Below are 18,278 nucleotides of genomic sequence, written 5' to 3'. Positions count from 1 at the left end.
TGAAATCAAGGCCCGGGAACGAACCCAAGCCTTTTGTCCACAATGTTCAGCAGCCGTTCCCCCCGGATGAAACGCTGGAGATTGTCCACGAACACCCCGTCCAGATCCTCAAGGTAACCTTCGGTGTCGCCGCTCATGTGAGGGGTCAGGATGACGTTGCCCATGGCCCACAGCGGGTGCTCTTCGGGCAACGGTTCCGGGTGGACCACATCCAGTGCCGCGCCGGCGATGGATCCTGAGCGGAGCGCGTCCACCAGCGCGTCTGTGTGAACCAATCCCCCGCGACCCACATTGATCAGATGTGCTGTGGGCTTCATGGCTGAAAGGACATCCGCATCCACCAAGCCCTGAGTGTCGTCGGTGAGAGGTGCGGCCAACACAACGTAGTCGAAATCGTGGACCACCAAGGCCAGATCCCTCGACGAATGAACCACGTCAAAGTACGCATCCCCTGGCCTGCTGCTGCGGGCCGCACCGCTGACACGCAAACCAACGGCGCCGAAGAGGGACGCGATTTCCCGTCCGATGGAGCCTGTCCCCACCACAAGGGTCCGCTGGCCCTGGATCTTGCGGGTGATCCGGTGCTGCCAGCGTCGGCCTTGCTGGAGCCTGAGTGAGCCTTGCGCATCTTTCGCGATGTCCAAGACGAACCCCAGCGCGAACTCAGCAATCGCCCTGCTCAGGACGCCCCGCGAGTTCGTGTACACGATGTCGCTGTCAACCAGATCGTCGAAGAGGAGCTCGCTGACGCCGGCCGCAGAAACATGCACCCACGTGAGGGACGAAGCTGCGGACCAGTTCGCACGCAGCGCAGGTGAAAACGAATGCCATTGATACAGCACGTCCGCTCCGACCAACGCCTCGGCGAGCCCATCGGCCTTTGTCAGCCGGACCTCGGCCAGTTCCTCGATCTCGCCCAATCGGGGCGGCAAGGCGTCCCGATACAGGACAGCCACAATTGCTCGCTTGGCTTCAGCCATGGTCATGATGTTTCGCCTCGTAGCAGGCTTAGAGCCCGAGGTGCTTGTTGAGCTGGTCCAACGACTCAACAGTGGTGTAGTCGTAGCCCTCTGTGACGGGGTCGTAGCCACGGTCCAGCAGGACGAGGTTTCGGAATCCAAGATCGTGCATGGGGTGCATGTCGTAGCGGGTGTGGGAGGAGACGTGCAAGAAGTCCTCCGGCTTGGCGTTCAGGGTGTCCAGCATGTATTCGAAGGCCTGATACCTGGGCTTGTACGCCTGGGCCTGCTCAGCAGTCAACACCGCATGGAAGGCGGCGCCCAGCGCGGGGATGCTGATGTCCAGGTGGCTGGTGTCCGCGTTGGACAGTGCCACCAACTTGTAGTTCTCGCCCATCAGCTTTAGCGGAGCCGGCACGTCCTGGTGGGCACCCCAGCTGCGGACAGCGTCGGCGAACGATGCACCTGCACCTCGGGTTGGCCCGATGCCCCAACGCTTGCACACCCGGTCGAAAGAATCCTGGAGGACCTGCTCATAGGGCTTGTAGTCCCCCAGCACCTCATCAAAACGGTACCCCCGGAACTGCTTTTTGAACGCAGGCCACTGCTCGTCGGAGATACGTCCGTCAAGCAGATGCCGGGTGGTGGGATCGAGATCGAAATTGATCAGCGTGCCGTAGATGTCAAAGGAGATGAACTTCGGCCGGAGATCAGTGTCTTTCATGTCAATTCCGTTTCTGGTCGGGGTGAGACTACGGGGACGCTCATCCGCGGGGTGGTCTCCAATTCTTCCACCTGGGCCGCTGCCGAAATAAACCTCCACACTCTCCAACGCAGCCCATCACGTCACAGATAGTCGCCGCCCCGTTCCCGCGCAATTTCCAGAAGCGTTGCGTGGAAAGCGACCTCGGCGGGTGCGTACACCTTGTCCTGGCGCTGGGCCAGGAGAACCCGACGCAGCGGGGCATCAGCGCCGAGGCTTAGAATCCTGACGTCCGGATGTTGCAAGGCCACCGCTGTCTTGGGGACCATCGCCACACCCATGCCGACGCTCACCATGGCCTGAGCCTCCTGGTAATCGTTGGCGAGAAAACCGATGTTCGGCTCAAAGCCGGCGTCGTGGGCGGATCGCTGAAGCACCTCAACCACGGGATGGGCCTCCGCGCGGACAATCCATGATTCCTTGCGGAGGTCTTTCATGGTCACCTCGTCACGATCGGCCAGGGGGTGCCCCTTGGCCACCAGAATCACAGTGCTCTCCTGGAAGACTTCCGTGATGCGAATGGATTCATCGTTGAACCGGTTCCAAGGGTAGTCCCAGAGCAGGCACAGTCCGGTCACTCCGGACTCCAGGTCCGAGACGAGCTCATCGAAGCGGGCGCTCCGCACGGATAGACCGATCGCCGGGTAGCGCTTCTTGAACGCGCGGATCACCATTGGCAAAAATGAACCGGCCAACGTGGGAAACGTGCCCACGGTCAACGAGCCGCGGTTCAAACCGGCGATTTGGCCCAAGTCGGACCGCGCTGCACGCATCTGACCTACGATCTTTCGTGCGTGACCCGCCAGCACCTGGCCCGCCTCCGTGGGGACAACTCCGCGCGACCGACGGTTGAGGAGGGGTTGCCCCACCTCCTGCTCCAACTTGCGCAGTTGCTGCGAGACAGCCGAGGGCGAATACATCATGATGTCAGCCGCGGCCGTGATGGATCCCTGTTCCACCACCTCCACCAAGAGGGCGAGCCGCCGGATATCAAATAAATCCACGTTCTCATCGTTAAGCACTGCTTCAGCCTTCCCTGTCTTTGGTTCATTCTAAGCAGTTTCGCGACATTCAGCGCCCGCCGCAGTGTGCAAACCAGGGATTCAGCAATCTCCAAGCTCTTCCTGATCATGCCCACACAGTGAATGAAGGATCACTACACTCCCCCACATTAATCCAACATTGTCTTCATGTGTGATCCGCATCATCCTCGTAACAGGCAGCAAATATTCGCAAGATGCCACGAGAGGCAGGGAAGCACAATGAAGATCGAAGCTGAGTGGATGCGCGGGGGCACCAGTAAGTGCTGGGTCTTTGAGACTGAAGATCTGAACAGGGCGAACGCCAATCTGGACGACCTCCTGCCACGCCTCTTCGGAAGCCCGGATTCCCGTCAGATCGATGGCGTAGGCGGGGCTACTTCAACCACCAGCAAGGCCATGATCCTTAGCCGTCCGGCAGAAAATGATGTGGATGTCGAATTCACGTTCGCCCAGGTGGGCATCGAAGAAGCCTCTGTTGACTGGGGCAGCAACTGCGGGAACTGCTCGGCAGTTGTGGGTCTCTACGCCATAGAGAAAGGGTGGGTAGTTCCCGACTGCGATTCCACCCGGATCGTCACACGAAACACCAACACGGGTCAGATCATCATTCAGCAGGTCTCGACTCCTGCCGGCGCCCTCCCGATCGTCCCGGACGCACAGATGCCCGGCGTCGTGTTTCCCGGGTACAAAGTAGGGCTCGGATTCCAGAATCCGGCCGGCAAGACCACCGGACAGCTACTTCCCACCGGCTCGGCAACGGACACGATCACTGCCGGCGGAACCCGCTGGACGGTTTCCATGGTGGACGCTGGGGCACCGGTGGTCATGGTCCGGGCTGAGGAGCTTGGACTGGACACTGCCCGCTACGACACGTGGAAAGCCGGCATCGAATTGCAGTTGGACACCTTGGACGTCATACGGCGCCAGGCTGCGGTCCGGATGGGCATGGCAGCAACTCCCGCTCAAGCCGCGCGGGCTGTTCCCAAACTCGCAATTGTCGGCCCGCCCGAAGGGCCTGACGCCGAAGGTGACGTCAACGTCATGATGCTCTCCATGGGCAAGCCGCATCCGGCCCTGGCGATCACCGGCAGCATTGCCCTAACGCTCGCTGCCCGTACGCCCGGCACCGTGATGAACACCTTCGCCGGCAACATATCCCCAGCAGCGCTGAAGCTCAGGACGCCTGCCGGCGTCATCGAAACCTGGAGCGAGGAACACGATGGTTCCCTTCTGGTGGGTGTCGATCGAACAGCGCGCACCATCGCCTCCAGCACTATTCACCTCCCGGAGACTCTCGGCAACGTCGTCGAAGCCTCACTAGCAACAGCCACTCGATGAGGAGATAACACCATGGCTAAGACTATTTTCACACCAGCTCCCGAGGCTGAGAGCGACCTCCGGGAAGAAGGTTCCCAGCGTCCCAACAACCGCCGCCGTATCCTGCTGATAACGGTTGCCGCTTCTGTCATCCTGGGTCTGATTGCCATCCTGTTTGGGGGTGCCATCTTCAACCCGGCGGCCACCCCTGAATCGGAGCCGACCATGACCGCCATCCAGATCATCCCACTGGTAATACTCGTGGTGATGTTCGTCGTCGCCACCAAGTGGCCTCTGAACATCGGTGTCATGGGACTCGTGGCCTCCTTCGGCGTTGGCTACTTCATGCTGGGGATGACCGACAAAGAGATCCTGGCCGATTTCCCGGCAAACATCGTGATCACCATCATCGGTGTCACGTACTTCTTCAGCATGGCCCAGCGGAACGGGACCATCGACATCATCGTCCAAAACTGCGTCCGGCTTGTTCGTGGCAAGACGCTGCTTCTGCCGTGGGTATTCTTCCTCCTGGCTGCATCACTCACCGCCTTGGGCACGTTCTCCCCCGCCGCCGTGGCATTGCTGGCACCGGCTGCGATCGGACTGGCCTACGAATCACGTATTCACCCGGTTCTCATGGGCGCTTTCATCATCAACGGCGCCCACGCCGGCGGCTTCTCCCCGCTCTCCGTGGCGGGCGTCCTGGTGCATGACATCGCTGTAAAGAACGGTTTCCCGATCTCCCAAGGCGCTCTTTTCGGAGCGAGCTTCGCACTGAATTTCATCCTGTCAGTGCTCACCGTGGTGCTGTTCGCACTGTTGGGCAAACTTCGCGACGGCGCTGCCGGGCAGCACGCCGAGCTCGAGGCACGCGCCACCCGGCCTCACGGCCAGCAGATCCTGACCCTGGGACTCATCGTCGCCATGCTGGTCTGCGCCTTGGGCTTCCACATGCCCATCGGCTTCGTGGCACTTTCGGCAGGGCTCCTGTTGGCGCTGGTCAACATCAAAGAGCACCAGACCTTCATCGGCGGAGTCTCCTGGTCCACCGTGCTGCTCGTCGCCGGCATGATCACCTACGTTTCTCTCCTGCAGCACGTTGGAGTCATCGATACCCTCGCCGAGCAAGCCTTGGCACTGGGAGCCCCGCTCCTCATAGCCCTGGTTCTCTGCTACGTCATCGGCGTAGGCTCAGCCTTTGCTTCTTCCACCGCGCTGCTGACGGCCTTCATCCCCTTGGCTGGCCCCTTGCTGGCGACGAGCTCACTGAGTGCATCGGGAACGGTTGCGGCCCTCGCCATCGCCGCAACGGTGGTGGACGTATCGCCCTTCTCCACGGACGGTGCCCTGGTAGTAGCCAACGCCCGTGAAGATGACCGTCAGCGCGTCTACAAGCAGCTGATGATGTACGCCGGCGGTGTAGTCCTGGTGGCACCGGCGCTGGCCTGGGCACTGCTCGTTCCTACAGGCATCATGTAGCCCCGAGGAACAAACGGACACCGACAAATACGTTCGGTACGCGTAAGGAACCGCTCCAGCACACCATCGCAACAGGTAGCCCGACCGACGGGCGCAGGGGCGCGACCCATCGCAGCAAGGGCAGGACCACCCACCAGTGGTCCTGCCCTTGCTCATCCAGTGGCCAACGCCACAACGCTGGTAGTCAACGAGGCTCCTTAGTCCGTCTCCTTCACCACGGCATCAACGGCGTGGCGCTGGGTCGCGGCCCAACTGGCAAGGACTTTCAGGGCGTCCTCGGAGGGTGTCCCGGGATCTGCTGTATAGATGTTGATACGCAGCCCCGGGTCCGCAGCCAGCTCGAGCGCTTCGAAAGTCAGGTCAAGGTCCCCCACGATCGAATGGTGCAGGCGCTTCCGGCCTGTGCGGTGGTACTTAACGTCATGGCGTGCCCACCGGCCCCGGAATTCTTCGCTTCGGGTGGAGAGCTCACCGATCAGGTCAGTGAGGTCCTTGTCGTACGGGTTTTTCCCTGCCGTGGATCTGAGGACGGCCACCATGTCATCGGCAGCACGTTCCCAATCGGCAAAGAAATCCCGCGCCTTCGGGTTCAGGAAGGTAAAGCGCGCGCTGTTCGGCGGGACTGTCTGTTCGGCCATCAATTCCAGATAAAGTGCGCGGCCAAGGTCGTTGGCGGCCAGGACATCTCCGTGGTCGTTGCGGACCCAAGCTGGTGCCCCAGTGATCGCATCGAGGACGCGTTGGACACTCGGCCGTACCGTTTGCGGACTGCGCTTGCGCCTCGCACGGGGAACAGCAGTGGCGGCACGGGCCAGATCGAAAAGGTGGGCCAACTCGGCGTCGTCGAGCTTCAGCGCGCGTCCGAGCGCTTCCAGGACGCTGTCCGAGGCGCCGGAAAGGTTTCCCCGTTCAAGGCGGATGTAGTAGTCGATGCTCATTCCGGCGAGCATCGCCACCTCCTCGCGGCGCAGGCCGCTGACGCGCCGGTTGCCGCCATAGACAAGCAGCCCGGCTTCATTAGGGGTGATTCTGGCGCGGCGGGTGGTCAGGAACTTCCGCACGTCCTCGCTATGTGTCATGGCTTCCACGCTACGCCGATGCCTCAGACCGAGGGAGGGACTGGCAGTACCCGGAACAACCGTGACTCCCCACAAAGATGGCAGCACGGTTTCATGAAAAGCATGAAACCTGCACGCGCAACTACCGTCCACCCTGCGGCGATTCTGGCGATCATCCTCGTCAGCTACTTCATGATCCTGCTGGACAACTCGGTGATCTTCACTGCACTGCCGAGCCTGGAGGCCGATCTGCACCTGAGCACCGGTGAACTCACGTGGGTTCAAGATGCGTACACGCTGGTCTTCGGTGGCTTGCTGCTCCTGGGCGCCCGGGCAGGAGACCTGCTCGGCCGTAGACGTGTCTTCGTGTTCGGCTTGGTGGTGTTCTCCGTCGCGTCCCTGCTGATCGGGCTGGCACCGTCGGGCGGGTGGGCCATCGCAGGCCGCGCAGTTCAGGGCATCGGGGCCGCGATCGTCGCCCCGGCTTCCCTTTCCTTGCTCACGGCGAGTTTCCCGGAAGGCCGCGAACGCACCCGGGCCGTGGCGCTGTACGGTGCAACCGCCGGGATCGGCGCCAGCCTCGGACTGATCATCGGCGGGGCCCTGGCCCACTGGATCTCCTGGCGTGCAGGGTTCTTCGTCAACGTGCCCATCGGCGTAGCAATGATCGCCCTCGCTCCCCGGTTTCTCCCGGAGACTGGACGAGTCAACGGGCGCTTTGACGTGTTCGGCGCCCTCAGCGCGACCCTCGGCGTCGGCGCCCTGGTGTTCGGGATCATCCACACCGCTGAAGCGGGCTGGAACTCGCCTGTGACGCTCACGGCCGTCAGTGCCGGCGTCGTACTTTTAATCGCTTTTGTCCTCATCGAACGGCAAGCCGCCCAGCCCATCATGCCGCTGCGCCTGTTCAGGAGCCGCCGCCGCACCGGAGCCTACCTGGCACGCTTCCTGTACCTCGGAGCGATGATTTCCTTCTTCTTTTTCACCACCCGGTTCCTGCAGGAAGTCCTTGGATTCGACCCCCTGCAGGCCGGCTTGGGATTCCTGCCCATGACAGCGGTCAATTTCGCTGTAGCCATGAGCATCCCTCACCTCCTCCGCAGGGTGCCCGCCTCACTCGCGCTGCTGGCCGGGGTGCTGGTCACCCTCGCCGGGATGTTCTGGCTCAGCGGGGTGGGAGTCGGGACTGGCTACATGCCCGGGGTAGCCCTGCCCATGGTGCTCATCGGCGCCGGCCAAGGGCTCGCGTTCGCGCCCCTGACCTCCTTCGGCGTCACCGGAGCACCAGCCGCCGACGCCGGGGCGGCATCGGGCCTGGTGAACACGTTCCACCAAGTAGGCACCTGCCTAGGGCTCGGCATCGCAGTGGCCGCCGCAGCGACGGTCCCCACGAGCGGGACGGCCACACTGGACCTGGCCTCGCAGGTCAGCGCAGCCCTCACCACCGCCAGTGTGTTGCTGCTCCTGGCCCTGATTGTTGTCATCGTGCTGATACTCCCCGCCGAGTTCGCCGCACGCAGCAAGACACTCCGCGCGACCGCGTCTGCACCTGAGGCAGCACACGCACGCTGACCGGCTTCAAGCCACGTCGATACTTCTCATCCAACCCGCTGACTTTCGAGCAGTCCGTTCAGTTCCTCAAGACTGGGCGGATGTGCTCCCGGGCGCTGAACGGTGATTGCCGCAGCCGCGGCCGCCGCGCGTCCGAGCTGCTCCAGAACACCGGGAGCGAAGCCTTCCGTTTCACGGTTGAGTAATCCCAGAATCAGGGCGGACATGAAGGAGTCGCCGGCGCCGATGGTATCTGCAACGTTGGTTTTCACGGCAGGAACAGTGACGTCAAAGCCCGGGGTGCTCAGGTACGAACCTGCGGCGCCCTGGGTAATGACCGCCAAACTGGTTCCGAGGCCCAGGATGTGAGCGGCTGTCTCGTCAAAAGTCATGCCCGGATATAGCCACAGCGCATCCTCGTCGCTGAGTTTAACCATATCGGTGTATGTCACCAGGTCCTCAAAAACCGCTTTCGCTTCGGCATGGCTGCCAAGAAGGTCCGGGCGGATGTTTGGATCGTAAGTGATCATGCAGTGCCGATGGGCTTGTTCCAGCAGGGACTTCACCACACCGGCGCCCGGTTCAAGGAAAGTGGCAATGGACCCTGTGTGCAGTATTTTCGGGAAGTGCGCAGGCGTCTGAGGCGCCAGATCCCAGGAGATGTCGAAGTCATAGTGGGCGGAACCATCGGCAGCAACGGTTGCTGTGGCCGATGCCGTCCTGGCGAGTGATGTTGATCCCGGCAGAACCACTACTCCCGCGCCACTGAGATGCTCTTCTATGTGCCTCCCCCACGCGTCCGGAGCGATGGCTGTCAGGAGGCAGGTATTGACTCCGAGGCGGGCAAGCCCGTAGGCCACATTGGCGGGCGAACCGCCCGGGTGTTCAGCCCTGAGCGTCCCGGTGGTCACGACGTCCATGAGCGCTTCACCCACCACCATCACATCAAACTCGGGATGCGCTTGGTCTGACGTTGTTTTCAGATAGTCCATCAGTTGTCTCTCTGTCTTCGGGGCTGACTAGGGGGTGACCTTGAGCTCGCGGATGGTCAGGTCCTTGAACGTGGCCGATCCTTCATGGGCGTAGAGGCGGATGCCGTCGTCGCCTTCAAGCGGGAAAACCCTGTGTGAGTGCACCACTCGACCATCGGCCACGAACACCTCCACGCTGGTGCGATCCACAAGGATGCGCAGCGTGAGCCGGCCAGTGGAGGGGTCCACCGGGGTTTGGGTTTCGCCTCCAGTGGGGTTGATGGTTGGGCGGCGGTTGACGTAGGTGAACGGGCCACGCAGGAAAGCGCCCGCCGCCACATGCCTGCCTCCACCGGGCGCACGGCATACCTCCAGCCCTAGATTGGCCGGCGGTGCGTCCGGGTTCCACACCAGCTCGCAGCTCAGATCGTAGGCGTTCGAGCGGATCTTCAGGTCATGAGTGCCAGCAACCGCCACATCACCGAGCCGGTGTGTCCGCTTCACGTGGTCTCCCAATGCCGAGGTGGGGGCGGAGGCGAGGTAATAGGACCCGTTTCCACGCTTGAGGCGGACATCGCGGACGATCATGTCATCGCCGTTGTAGCCATCAGTGGCAAGGGTCGGTGTGTTGTGGGGGTAATCCCAGAAATTGGCCCACCCGATGGCACGTCGAAGAGTGGGGTCTTCCGCCCCCGAGGCATGGTGGTGCGGATAAGTCACTGCGCCGTAGAAGTCGAAGCCGTAATCGAGCCATTCCGGCTCGGCGTGGTCGGGGGTAAACGAACTGCCGTCAAAGGCTCCAGTCCAATACGCATACGTGGCAGGTAATCCGCGCCCTTTGCCGTTGGCGCTGGTCCCGAGGACCCAGTGGGAGGTGCCGTCGTCGGCAGTCATCCTAAAGAGGTCAGGGCACTCCAGCAGCCCCAAGTCGCTGCGAAGAAACTCGCCAACACGCGTCCAGGACCGCAGGTCCGGGGATGCGTAGAAACCCAGCTTTTGCCCCTCTGCATTGGCCATGAACCACCGGCCACGGTCTGCGTCCCAGATCACCTTGGGATCGCGGAAATCATGGACCCCCGGGTTGGGCAGTACCGGAGCAAGGCCTCCGGGCTTAAAAGAGCGGCCCCTGTCTTTGGAGTACCAGAGGTACTGGGCTTGACGGCCTTCCGGCGCTTGGGTGACAAGGGCAATGACCGCACCTGCTCCGTATCCCGCAGTATTGCCCTCATCAACCACCATGCAACCTGACCAACAGTCGCCGTTGCCGTTGCTGAACTTCGGTATCGCCACACCTCGGTCCCGGAACGCGACGTGATCGGTAGTGGTGGCACGGCGCCAGGACGTGCCACCACCGCCGTTGATGTAGTCAGCGTTGTACAAGTAGTAATAGTGGTACTCCCCGTCCAGGTAGATGGGCCGCTGGGGATCGTTTTTCCAGTTGTCGGCCACGCTGAAGTGATAGGCCGGGCGCATCCGGGATGTTCCTTTCGATACTGGGCCGCCCGCCGCCATGGCGGGCACAACGGGGGTGGACAGCGCCAAGGATCCGCCGAGGGCTACCGCACTGGCGCCGGTGAGAAGTCCTCGGCGTGAGACTGATGGTGAATTCTTCATGGGTTTCACTTCCGTTCAGGCAGGAGGCTACGGGTCTCTTCAAAGACCCCAGCCATGGTCCAAGCATCGAAGGAGAGCAGGCGCACCGAGCCTTCGGTGGCGGCCAGTGTCACGCCCTCGCCGCCCAGCGTCGGGTAGATACGGGCGGTGAGCGGCTTTCCGTTGGCGAAAATTTCGACGGCGGACCGGTCCACCAACACGCGCAGGCGAACACGACCGTCCGTCATGGAAAGGGGGCCGGACTTCTCCTCCACATCAACGGCAGAGTCAAGGCTGCTGCGGGTGCGATCAAGCCGAAGGGTACCGGTAGGGGTTCCGTCAGCATCCCGGCCAAGCACGATCACCGTTTGCTCAGCGCCATCAGCCGACGCCAGCACGCCCAAACGAATCTCTGCCCCGGGAGCCAGCTGCACATCCAGCTCAAGGTCCAGCTGGTTACCGGACACAACTGTGGTGACCCGTGTTCCGGCGCCTACCAGCACTTGGGCCGGCACGCTGGTGTGGTTCCTGCGCAGCTTCCCGATTTCCGGAACCGGTGCAAACTCCAAGGTTCCGTCGTTGGCCACGGTGGTGAGCCGCGGCAGGCTCATGACTCCGGACCAGCCGGCGTCCACCATCGCCGCGTCACTTCGCCCTTCCTGCATCCAGCCAAACATGACGCGTCGGCCTGACTCATCCAGGAAAGACTGGGGTGCATAGAAGAAGCGGCCCCCATAGTCCAGCCGGTGCAGCGCCTCCGACGTGAAAGTATCCCCGGCGTAGCGGCCGGTCCAGTACAACGGGTGGCGGGTTTCGCCGTCGTCCCATGCGGAGAAGACCAGCACATCGGGCGAGTGGTCAGCGGGTGCGGACCCCAACCGTCCTTGTCCGGCCCGGAACAGGTCAACGCATTCCCACATGGTCCCGGTCCAGTCCGTGTCCGCGGGATCCCCTTGGGCGTCGCCAATCAGCAGTGGCCCACGGTAGTCCCAGGTCCTGAGGTCCGAGGACTCATACAGGAACGCGGTACCCCCGACGTCACGGATTCCTGAACCCACCAACTGGCGCCAGGTGTCTCCTTCGCGCCATACGCAGTGATCGCGGTAAGCCGTAATGTCGACGCCAGCCGGCGGTGCAGCAATAACAGGATTTCCGGGATCTTTGGTCCAGGTCAGCAGGTCCGGGGAACCCACTGCGACGCAGGGAAGCTCCTTGCCTTCAAACCGTCCCGAGTACACCAGGGTGGGCGTACCGTCGTCGTTCACCAACACCCCGGACCAGCAGCCCTCGGCATCGGGTCCCGCGGAAGGTTCCAAGGCCACTGGCTGGTCAGTCCAGGTGACCAGGTCCGTGCTGGTGGCATGCCCCCACTGGATGCGGTGGTGGAAGGCACCTTCAGGGTTGTATTGGTAGAACAGGTGGTACGTGCCGTTCCATTGACTGACCCCGTTGGGATCGTTGAGCCAACCGGCCGGCGAGACAAAGTGGAATCGCGGGCGGAGGGGGTCGGCCTCTGCGCGGGAGAGCAGTTCTTCCCGTGGAATGGTGGCCAGTGGGTGGATGGTTTCAGTCATGCGGAAGCCTTTTCTTGAGCGTTCGACGCCGGGTGGCTGGGTGGGAGTGGCTCGCTGGCCAAGGCATGGCCGCTGGCAGCAGCCCAGGGCCGGTAGAGGTGGCAGCGTACCCAGTGACGGTTTTCGGGGTCACCCACCTGATGACGCACAGGTTCCTCTGACGAACAGGCCTGGTTCGGATCGCCATGGAACGCACAGTGCTGTGAGGCCATCACGGCTTTCCGCAGTTCGGCCCTGCGGACCGGATCATACGAGCCTGCCCGGGCGGGGTCCGGGACAGCTGAAACCAGCAGTTGCGTGTAAGGGTGCGCAGGGTTGGCCAGAAGGTCCAATGATTCGCCTTCCTCAACAAATTCGCCGGCGAACATGACCGCGGTCCGGTCTGCCAAGTAGCGGGCAGACGCGAGGTCGTGGGTGATATAGAGCATGGAGATGCCCTGCTCGTCGCGGAGCTTGCGCATCAGGTTCAATACACCGATCCGGACAGAAACGTCCAGCATGGACGTGGGCTCGTCAGCCAGGATGACCTGCGGTTCAACCGCGAGGGCCCGGGCGATCGCGACGCGTTGGCGCTGGCCTCCGGAGAGCTCGTGCGGATACGAGTTCAGCATGTCGGCCTGCAGGCCTACCGTGGTCATGAGTTCTTCGAGCCGACTCTGGGTCTCCCGCTCCGATCTGCCACTCTTGCCGTGGATTGCCAGGGAGCGCCGGAGGAAGTGATCCATTCTGTGGGCTGGATTCAAGGATCCGAAGGGGTCCTGGAACACCATCTGTAACTGTGATCTGAACGCACGTGAGGCCTGGAACCGGTCGCGTTTCAGGACGTCGACGCCGTCAATGAGGATCTCCCCCGAGCTCGGCTTTTCGAGCCGCGCCACACAGCGGGCCAGGGTGCTCTTGCCGGAACCGGACTCCCCCACGAGCGCCACGATTTCGCCCTTGCCGATGGTCAGATCGATCCCGTGCAGGGCGCGAACAGAATCGCGGGAGAACAGGCCGCCAAGAGGGAAAGTCTTTCCCAGACCGCGAATCTCCAGGGCAGGGGTGCCTGTGTTGGACACTACCGATGGCGTGATCAGTGAGTGGCTCATCGTGCGGCTCCTTCCAGATTGGCGGATTCAGCAACCGAAGCGTCGGCACCGAAAGGTGCCACAAAGTGGCCGGGTGCAGCCTCGCTGAGGTCCGGGATGTTACGGAACTTCACGCCGTCGGGCAGTCCGGTCAGCGGAAGACGGGGACCGCTGAGCGGCGGGAACGCGCCCATCAGCGCCTGGGTGTAGGGGTGGCGGGGTGTGGCGTAAACGTCCTGGGCCTTGGCGGTCTCCACGATGCGCCCGCCGTACATCACGGCCATACGGTGCGAGAGTTCCACCATGAGGGACATGTCGTGCGTGATGAACAGGACGGAGAAGCCAAGCTCGCGTTGGAGTTCCTTGATTTGGGCCATGATCTCCTGCTGCACCACCACGTCCAGGGCGGTGGTGGGCTCGTCCAGGATCAACAATGACGGCTTGAGTGCCACCGCCATGGCAATCACAGCGCGTTGACGCATGCCGCCGGAGAGCTGGTGCGGATAGGACTTAAGCCGGGCAGCGTCAATTCTCACCAGTTCCAGCAGTTCACCGGCACGCCGCATTGATTCCTTGCGGGAGTAACCGGCGTGAGTGGTGAAAATGTCCACGATCTGTTCGCCGATGGTCAGCACTGGATTGAGCGAGTTCATGGCCGACTGGAACACCATGGCCACGTCCTGCCAGCGGAAGCGCCGCAGCTCCTCCGGGCTCATGGCCAGGACGTCCTTTCCACCGAAGGAAATACTGCCGGCGGCGATCTTCGCAGGATCCTTCAGGAGCCTCATGATCGAGTTGGCAATGGTGGACTTTCCGCAGCCGGACTCCCCCGCGAGACCGAATACCTCACCGGTGCCAATGCTGAAGGAAACGCGATCGACGGCGGTGGTGGAGCGGGTGTCGCCGATGTACTTGACCGTGAGGTTCTTGATGTCCAGGACAGGTTCGTGGGAGCCGAAGGAAACTTGGGAGATGGTCATTTGGCGGCGCTCCTTTCGACTTTAGCGGGTGTTGTTTTGGGGGTTTTGATCTTTCGCAGCCGCGGGTTGGTGACTTCATCCACGGCGTAGTTGATCAGGGCCAGGGCGAAGGCCACCAGTGCGATGCACACGCCGGAGGGTACGAAGACCCACCAACTGCCCGTCAGCAAGGCGCCTTCATTGCCGGCCCAGAAGAGGTTGTTGCCCCAGGAGACCGTGCTGACATCGCCCAGTCCGAGGAACTCCAGGCCAGCTTGTGCGCCGATTCCGTAAATCACGCAAGCCAGAAGGGTACCCATGACGATCGAGGCCATGTTGGGCAGGATCTCCCGGAACATGATCCGGCCGGCCCGTTCGCCGGACACAACAGCCGCAGCTACGAAGTCCTTGGAACGGATGGATAGCGCCTGTGAACGCAGGACCCGCGCCGAGCCGGCCCATCCGGTCACCACCAGGACCAGGATCACCGTGCCCAGGCCGGGCGGAAGGAAAGCGGCCAGGATAACCAGCAGCGGCAGGCCGGGCAGGAGCAGGAAGACGTTGGTGACCAGGGAGAGTGCTTCGTCAATGAATTTGCCGAAGTACGCCGAAGCCAGGCCAACCAGGATGCCGATGAACGTCGATGCGATGCCCACTGTCAGGCCCACGAACAGCGAGCTTCGTGAACCGTGGACCGTCAACGCCAGGACGTCCTGTCCTTTGGCGGTGGTACCCAGCCAGTGCTCGGCCGATGGTTCCAGGGAAGCCATGGCGGTGATCCTTGACGGATCGCCCGGAAACAGGAGCGGCGCCAGCAAGGCCAGTGCAATGAAGATGATCATCACGGCCATGCCGGTCAGCGCTTTCTTGTTGCTGATAAGGCCGTGGATGAAGCTGCGGTTGGGCTTGCGGACGGCCGTGGGCTGGGTTGGCTGCTTGAGAAGTGCGGTTGTCATGGTCAGTCCTCTAGTTGCTGCGCACGCGCGGGTCGAGGCGGACGTACAGGATGTCCACCAGGAAGTTGGCAAGCAGAACAGCGGCAGTGATGGTCAGGAACAAGCCCTGCATGAGCGGATAGTCGAGGCCTTGAACGGCATTGAGGAGCTGGTAGCCGACGCCGGGATAGGCGAACACCACCTCCGTGAGCAAGGCACCGCCCACCACGAAACCCAGTCCCATGCCGAAGCTCGTTACGGACGGGAGCATGGCATTACGGGCTGCGTAGCGGAGCATGATGCGGCCCGGACGGAGGCCCTTGGCTTCGGCCATGGTGATGTAGTCCTCGGAATTGGTGGCGATCATCGTGTTTCGCATCCCGAGCATCCATCCGCCGATGGAGACCAGCACGATCGTCAGCGCCGGCAGCACAAGGTGGGCACCGACGTCGCCGATGAACTCCCAGGTGAATGCCGGCTCCAAACCGTCCGTGAACGCATGCCGGATGGGGAACCAACCCAGCACCACGCCGAACAGGTACAGCGCACCCATGGCGAGCCAGAAGTACGGGAACGAGCCGATGAACACCAGTACCGGTGGGAGCGCGGAGTCGATCGCGCCGCCGCGCCGCCAAGCCGCCAGGATACCCAGCAGGTTGCCCACGACGGCGGCGATCACCAGTGCGGTTCCGCCCAGCAGGAGTGTCCAACCGATTTGGGACGAGATGACTTCGGTGACAGGGGTGGGGAAACGGGAGATGGAGACACCCATCTGCCCGGTGAAGACGTTGTGCATGTAGTCGATGTATTGCTCCCAAATGGGCCGGTCATCAACACCCAGCAGCTTGCGCAGGGCCTCTATCTGTTCAGGTTGCATTCGGTCCTGGGAGCGGGCAAACATGCGGGACACGGGGTCTCCCGGCATGAACCGCGGGAGCAGGAAATTCAGGGTGATGGATGCCCAGAAGGCGATCAGGTAGAAACCCAGGCGGCGCAGGATGAAGCGCACGGTTTCCCTCCGTTCGGGAATTGCGGAAAGTGTGAGAGGGCACGCCCGGCGGCAACGGCCGGGTTGGCGGCGATGGCCGGTTTAGCGGCGGTGAGCCGCCGGGCGTGCGGTGAGGGCTGGCCACCGCTGTGATGGGCCCACGCCGCCCGGGTTCCCTGGCCGAAGCGCTGCGAGGTTAGGGCGGCGGTGGGTGGGCCCACGCCGCCCGGGTTCCCTGGCCGAAGCGCTGCGAGGTTAGGGCGGCGGTGGGGACTACGCGCGCGGTTCCAGCGTGGTCAGCACCAGCACCGTTGTGGGCGCGCGGACCGAGAGGGTGGCATACGGGTTGCCCTCGGTGGGCCAGCCGGTGAACCGGGTGTCGTTGAAGGCACCCCATTCAGGGCCGGAGAACAGCGGCACCAGGGGTGCGGCGTCGTTGTACTCTTCCTGCAGCTTGTTGGCGATGTCCTTTTGCTTGGACTGATCGGCCTCCGCAGCGAAGTCGGCCAGCAGGGCGTCGGCTTTCGCGTCGCCGAAGCGGTGGTAGTTATCAAATGTCTTGGTGCCCACCGGCTTCACAGTGGAGGTGCCCATGGTGGTGTTGAAGTACTTGTAAGGGCTGGGATCGTTGGCGCTCCAGACGATCCCGGAGTCGAAGTCGCCGGTCTCGTAGCCGGCAACCACTGCAGCCCAGTCCGGGGACTCAACCTTGGCAGTGACACCCACCTCGGCCAGGTTCTGCGAGATCACGTTGGCCACGGACAGCCAATCGGAAGAAGTGGCGCCCACGGAAATCTTGAACTCGAAGGGCTTCCCGTCCTTGAGAGTGCGTTTCCCGTCTGCTCCCTTGGGATAGCCCGCCTTGTCCAGAAGCTCGTTGGCCTTCTGTACGTCGTGGTTGGTCCACGTGCAGTTGTCCTTGACCGCGGCGTTCTTCCAGGTTTCATAGTTGCCGGAGAGTCCAGTGCAGTCCGCCGGCTTGGCGTAGCCGCTCATCCCAATTTTGGTGACCTGTTCGCGGTCAACGGCCATGCTCAACGCCTTGCGCACGTCAACATCGTTGAACGGCGCTTTGGTGGTATTGAGCTGCCAGTTGATCATTGAACCGGTGGCGGGGAACCAGTACTGGCGGTGTTCCTTGTCCTTTGAAACGAACGTCTTTTCAATGTTGGGAATGTACTGCGGAGCCCAGTCCACATCCCCGTTCGCGGCGGCGAGGTTGGCGCCGTCGTTTCCTGCGAAGGCGAGCATCTTGATGCCGGCGATCTTCTGCTTCTCCGGCTGCCAGTAGTTGGGGTTCTTCTTCAGCACGAAGGATTGGGCCTGGAAAGTATCCACTTCGGTGTACGGTCCTGTACCCACCGGATTGGCGTTCGTATCCTTTTCCGGGTCCGGCAAAGCAGCCCAGATGTGCTTGGGCAGGATGATGAGTTGGCCGATGTCGTAGAGGGCAGGCGACCACGGCTTGTTGAAGTTGAACGTGACGTTGTTACCTTCGGCCGTGACGGTGTCCAGATACTCGAAACCGCCCTTGATCTTCTTCTGAAGTTCGAAAGTGTAGGCAACATCATCAGCAACCAGGGGCTGCCCGTCGGACCACTTCACGCCGTCACGAAGGGTGAAGGTGACCGACTTGCCGTCCTCTGCCGCCTTCCACTCGGTGGCCAGCCACGGCACCGTGTCTCCCTTTGCCGGGTTGAAGATCAGGAGGGATTCGTAGATGGACTGCTGAACCATCGGGTTCACCGTGGGAGCGAACGGGTTGAAGTTCTGCACGAACGTGCCCATGTCCTCACGCGGAATGGTGAGGAACGCGCCGGCGTTCGCTCCGGCGTCGGAGGTACTTGTTTTAGTGACATTTGCTGTGCAGCCGGTGAGCAGCATCGCGCCCACTGCAAGGCTTGCCGCCGTCATCCGGGCAGCCCGGAAGTATCGGGGTTGTGTCATGATGGTTATCTCTTTCCTATCTTCATCGTCCAAGGTGAAGGGGTGGGTAAGGGTTTGCTCTTCGACGTTGA

Annotated in this window: 15 protein-coding genes; 3 read left to right on the top strand and 12 right to left on the bottom strand. The window is 62.3% G+C overall.

Features of this window, described 5'->3' with window-relative positions:
• Positions 1 to 5: 5 nt before the first annotated feature.
• The 3 genes from AR689_RS00855 to AR689_RS00845 form a co-directional block, all read right to left on the bottom strand.
• Entirely contained in the window at positions 6 to 986 is a 981-nt protein-coding gene (locus AR689_RS00855; RefSeq protein WP_062065453.1) for a D-2-hydroxyacid dehydrogenase, read from the bottom strand.
• A 22-nt stretch (positions 987 to 1,008) separates the two neighbouring features.
• Positions 1,009 to 1,683 carry a haloacid dehalogenase type II gene (locus tag AR689_RS00850; protein ID WP_062065451.1) on the bottom strand — a complete coding sequence of 225 codons (675 nt, stop codon included), beginning with the start codon at positions 1,681 to 1,683 and terminating at the stop codon, positions 1,009 to 1,011.
• Positions 1,684 to 1,805: 122 nt separating this feature from the next.
• Complete coding sequence (locus tag AR689_RS00845; RefSeq protein WP_062065448.1) at positions 1,806 to 2,744, bottom strand: LysR family transcriptional regulator; 939 nt, start codon at positions 2,742 to 2,744, stop codon at positions 1,806 to 1,808.
• A 240-nt stretch (positions 2,745 to 2,984) separates the two neighbouring features.
• Between AR689_RS00845 and AR689_RS00840 the strand changes: the two genes are divergently transcribed.
• Both AR689_RS00840 and AR689_RS00835 read left to right on the top strand, forming a co-directional pair.
• Positions 2,985 to 4,103, top strand: coding sequence for a PrpF domain-containing protein (locus AR689_RS00840; protein WP_062065445.1), 1,119 nt, complete (start codon positions 2,985 to 2,987; stop codon positions 4,101 to 4,103).
• A 12-nt stretch (positions 4,104 to 4,115) separates the two neighbouring features.
• Positions 4,116 to 5,561 (top strand): SLC13 family permease, encoded by a 1,446-nt coding sequence (locus AR689_RS00835; RefSeq protein WP_062065442.1) that lies wholly within the window; start codon positions 4,116 to 4,118, stop codon positions 5,559 to 5,561.
• Positions 5,562 to 5,758: 197 nt separating this feature from the next.
• Here the strand turns inward: AR689_RS00835 and AR689_RS00830 are convergent, their stop codons facing one another.
• Positions 5,759 to 6,640, bottom strand: a complete 882-nt coding sequence (locus AR689_RS00830; RefSeq protein WP_062065439.1) for a helix-turn-helix transcriptional regulator — start codon at positions 6,638 to 6,640, stop codon at positions 5,759 to 5,761.
• Between the two features lie 102 nt (positions 6,641 to 6,742).
• Here AR689_RS00830 and AR689_RS00825 point away from each other — a divergent pair, with 102 nt between their 5' ends.
• On the top strand, positions 6,743 to 8,191 hold the full coding sequence (locus AR689_RS00825; RefSeq protein ID WP_197412785.1) for an MFS transporter: 1,449 nt from the start codon (positions 6,743 to 6,745) through the stop codon (positions 8,189 to 8,191).
• A gap of 26 nt (positions 8,192 to 8,217) precedes the next feature.
• On the opposite strand, the gene AR689_RS00820 is transcribed toward AR689_RS00825, so the two are convergent.
• The 8 genes from AR689_RS00820 to AR689_RS00785 form a co-directional block, all read right to left on the bottom strand.
• Positions 8,218 to 9,162: a carbohydrate kinase family protein gene (locus AR689_RS00820; protein WP_062065433.1), complete on the bottom strand. Its 945-nt coding sequence runs from the start codon at positions 9,160 to 9,162 to the stop codon at positions 8,218 to 8,220.
• A 27-nt stretch (positions 9,163 to 9,189) separates the two neighbouring features.
• Positions 9,190 to 10,614, bottom strand: coding sequence for a glycoside hydrolase family 32 protein (locus AR689_RS00815; RefSeq protein ID WP_062065430.1), 1,425 nt, complete (start codon positions 10,612 to 10,614; stop codon positions 9,190 to 9,192).
• A 146-nt stretch (positions 10,615 to 10,760) separates the two neighbouring features.
• Positions 10,761 to 12,308, bottom strand: a complete 1,548-nt coding sequence (locus AR689_RS00810; RefSeq protein WP_062065428.1) for a glycoside hydrolase family 32 protein — start codon at positions 12,306 to 12,308, stop codon at positions 10,761 to 10,763.
• Entirely contained in the window at positions 12,305 to 13,399 is a 1,095-nt protein-coding gene (locus AR689_RS00805) for an ATP-binding cassette domain-containing protein (RefSeq protein WP_062065425.1), read from the bottom strand. Before AR689_RS00805 ends, AR689_RS00810 begins: the two co-directional genes overlap by 4 nt.
• On the bottom strand, positions 13,396 to 14,358 hold the full coding sequence (locus AR689_RS00800; protein WP_062065421.1) for an ABC transporter ATP-binding protein: 963 nt from the start codon (positions 14,356 to 14,358) through the stop codon (positions 13,396 to 13,398). The genes AR689_RS00805 and AR689_RS00800 overlap by 4 nt, the downstream gene beginning before the upstream one ends.
• The gene (locus AR689_RS00795) at positions 14,355 to 15,293 is read right to left on the bottom strand and encodes an ABC transporter permease (RefSeq protein WP_062065418.1); all 939 of its coding nucleotides are present in this window, start codon (positions 15,291 to 15,293) and stop codon (positions 14,355 to 14,357) included. The genes AR689_RS00800 and AR689_RS00795 overlap by 4 nt, the downstream gene beginning before the upstream one ends.
• A gap of 10 nt (positions 15,294 to 15,303) precedes the next feature.
• Positions 15,304 to 16,281, bottom strand: a complete 978-nt coding sequence (locus AR689_RS00790; protein WP_062065415.1) for an ABC transporter permease — start codon at positions 16,279 to 16,281, stop codon at positions 15,304 to 15,306.
• Positions 16,282 to 16,533: 252 nt separating this feature from the next.
• The gene (locus tag AR689_RS00785) at positions 16,534 to 18,207 is read right to left on the bottom strand and encodes an ABC transporter substrate-binding protein (protein WP_062065412.1); all 1,674 of its coding nucleotides are present in this window, start codon (positions 18,205 to 18,207) and stop codon (positions 16,534 to 16,536) included.
• Between the last annotated feature and the right edge of the window lie 71 nt (positions 18,208 to 18,278).

The organism is Arthrobacter sp. EpRS71, from assembly GCF_001512285.1.
Lineage (GTDB): Bacteria > Actinomycetota > Actinomycetes > Actinomycetales > Micrococcaceae > Arthrobacter.
The sequence above is the reverse complement of the archived record's forward strand: the minus strand, read 5'-3'. Positions and strand labels throughout refer to the sequence as shown.

What these genes read in the sequence shown, in the direction of transcription:
- AR689_RS00805 (WP_062065425.1), bottom strand. Translation starts at nt 13,399, where the DNA reads ATGAGCCACTCACTGATCACGCCATCGGTAGTGTCCAACACAGGCACC.
- AR689_RS00825 (WP_197412785.1), top strand. Translation starts at nt 6,743, where the DNA reads ATGAAACCTGCACGCGCAACTACCGTCCACCCTGCGGCGATTCTGGCG.
- AR689_RS00840 (WP_062065445.1), top strand. Translation starts at nt 2,985, where the DNA reads ATGAAGATCGAAGCTGAGTGGATGCGCGGGGGCACCAGTAAGTGCTGG.
- AR689_RS00835 (WP_062065442.1), top strand. Translation starts at nt 4,116, where the DNA reads ATGGCTAAGACTATTTTCACACCAGCTCCCGAGGCTGAGAGCGACCTC.
- AR689_RS00830 (WP_062065439.1), bottom strand. Translation starts at nt 6,640, where the DNA reads ATGACACATAGCGAGGACGTGCGGAAGTTCCTGACCACCCGCCGCGCC.
- AR689_RS00800 (WP_062065421.1), bottom strand. Translation starts at nt 14,358, where the DNA reads ATGACCATCTCCCAAGTTTCCTTCGGCTCCCACGAACCTGTCCTGGAC.
- AR689_RS00855 (WP_062065453.1), bottom strand. Translation starts at nt 986, where the DNA reads ATGACCATGGCTGAAGCCAAGCGAGCAATTGTGGCTGTCCTGTATCGG.
- AR689_RS00795 (WP_062065418.1), bottom strand. Translation starts at nt 15,293, where the DNA reads ATGACAACCGCACTTCTCAAGCAGCCAACCCAGCCCACGGCCGTCCGC.
- AR689_RS00810 (WP_062065428.1), bottom strand. Translation starts at nt 12,308, where the DNA reads ATGACTGAAACCATCCACCCACTGGCCACCATTCCACGGGAAGAACTG.
- AR689_RS00850 (WP_062065451.1), bottom strand. Translation starts at nt 1,683, where the DNA reads ATGAAAGACACTGATCTCCGGCCGAAGTTCATCTCCTTTGACATCTAC.
- AR689_RS00815 (WP_062065430.1), bottom strand. Translation starts at nt 10,614, where the DNA reads ATGCGCCCGGCCTATCACTTCAGCGTGGCCGACAACTGGAAAAACGAT.
- AR689_RS00785 (WP_062065412.1), bottom strand. Translation starts at nt 18,207, where the DNA reads ATGACACAACCCCGATACTTCCGGGCTGCCCGGATGACGGCGGCAAGC.
- AR689_RS00820 (WP_062065433.1), bottom strand. Translation starts at nt 9,162, where the DNA reads ATGGACTATCTGAAAACAACGTCAGACCAAGCGCATCCCGAGTTTGAT.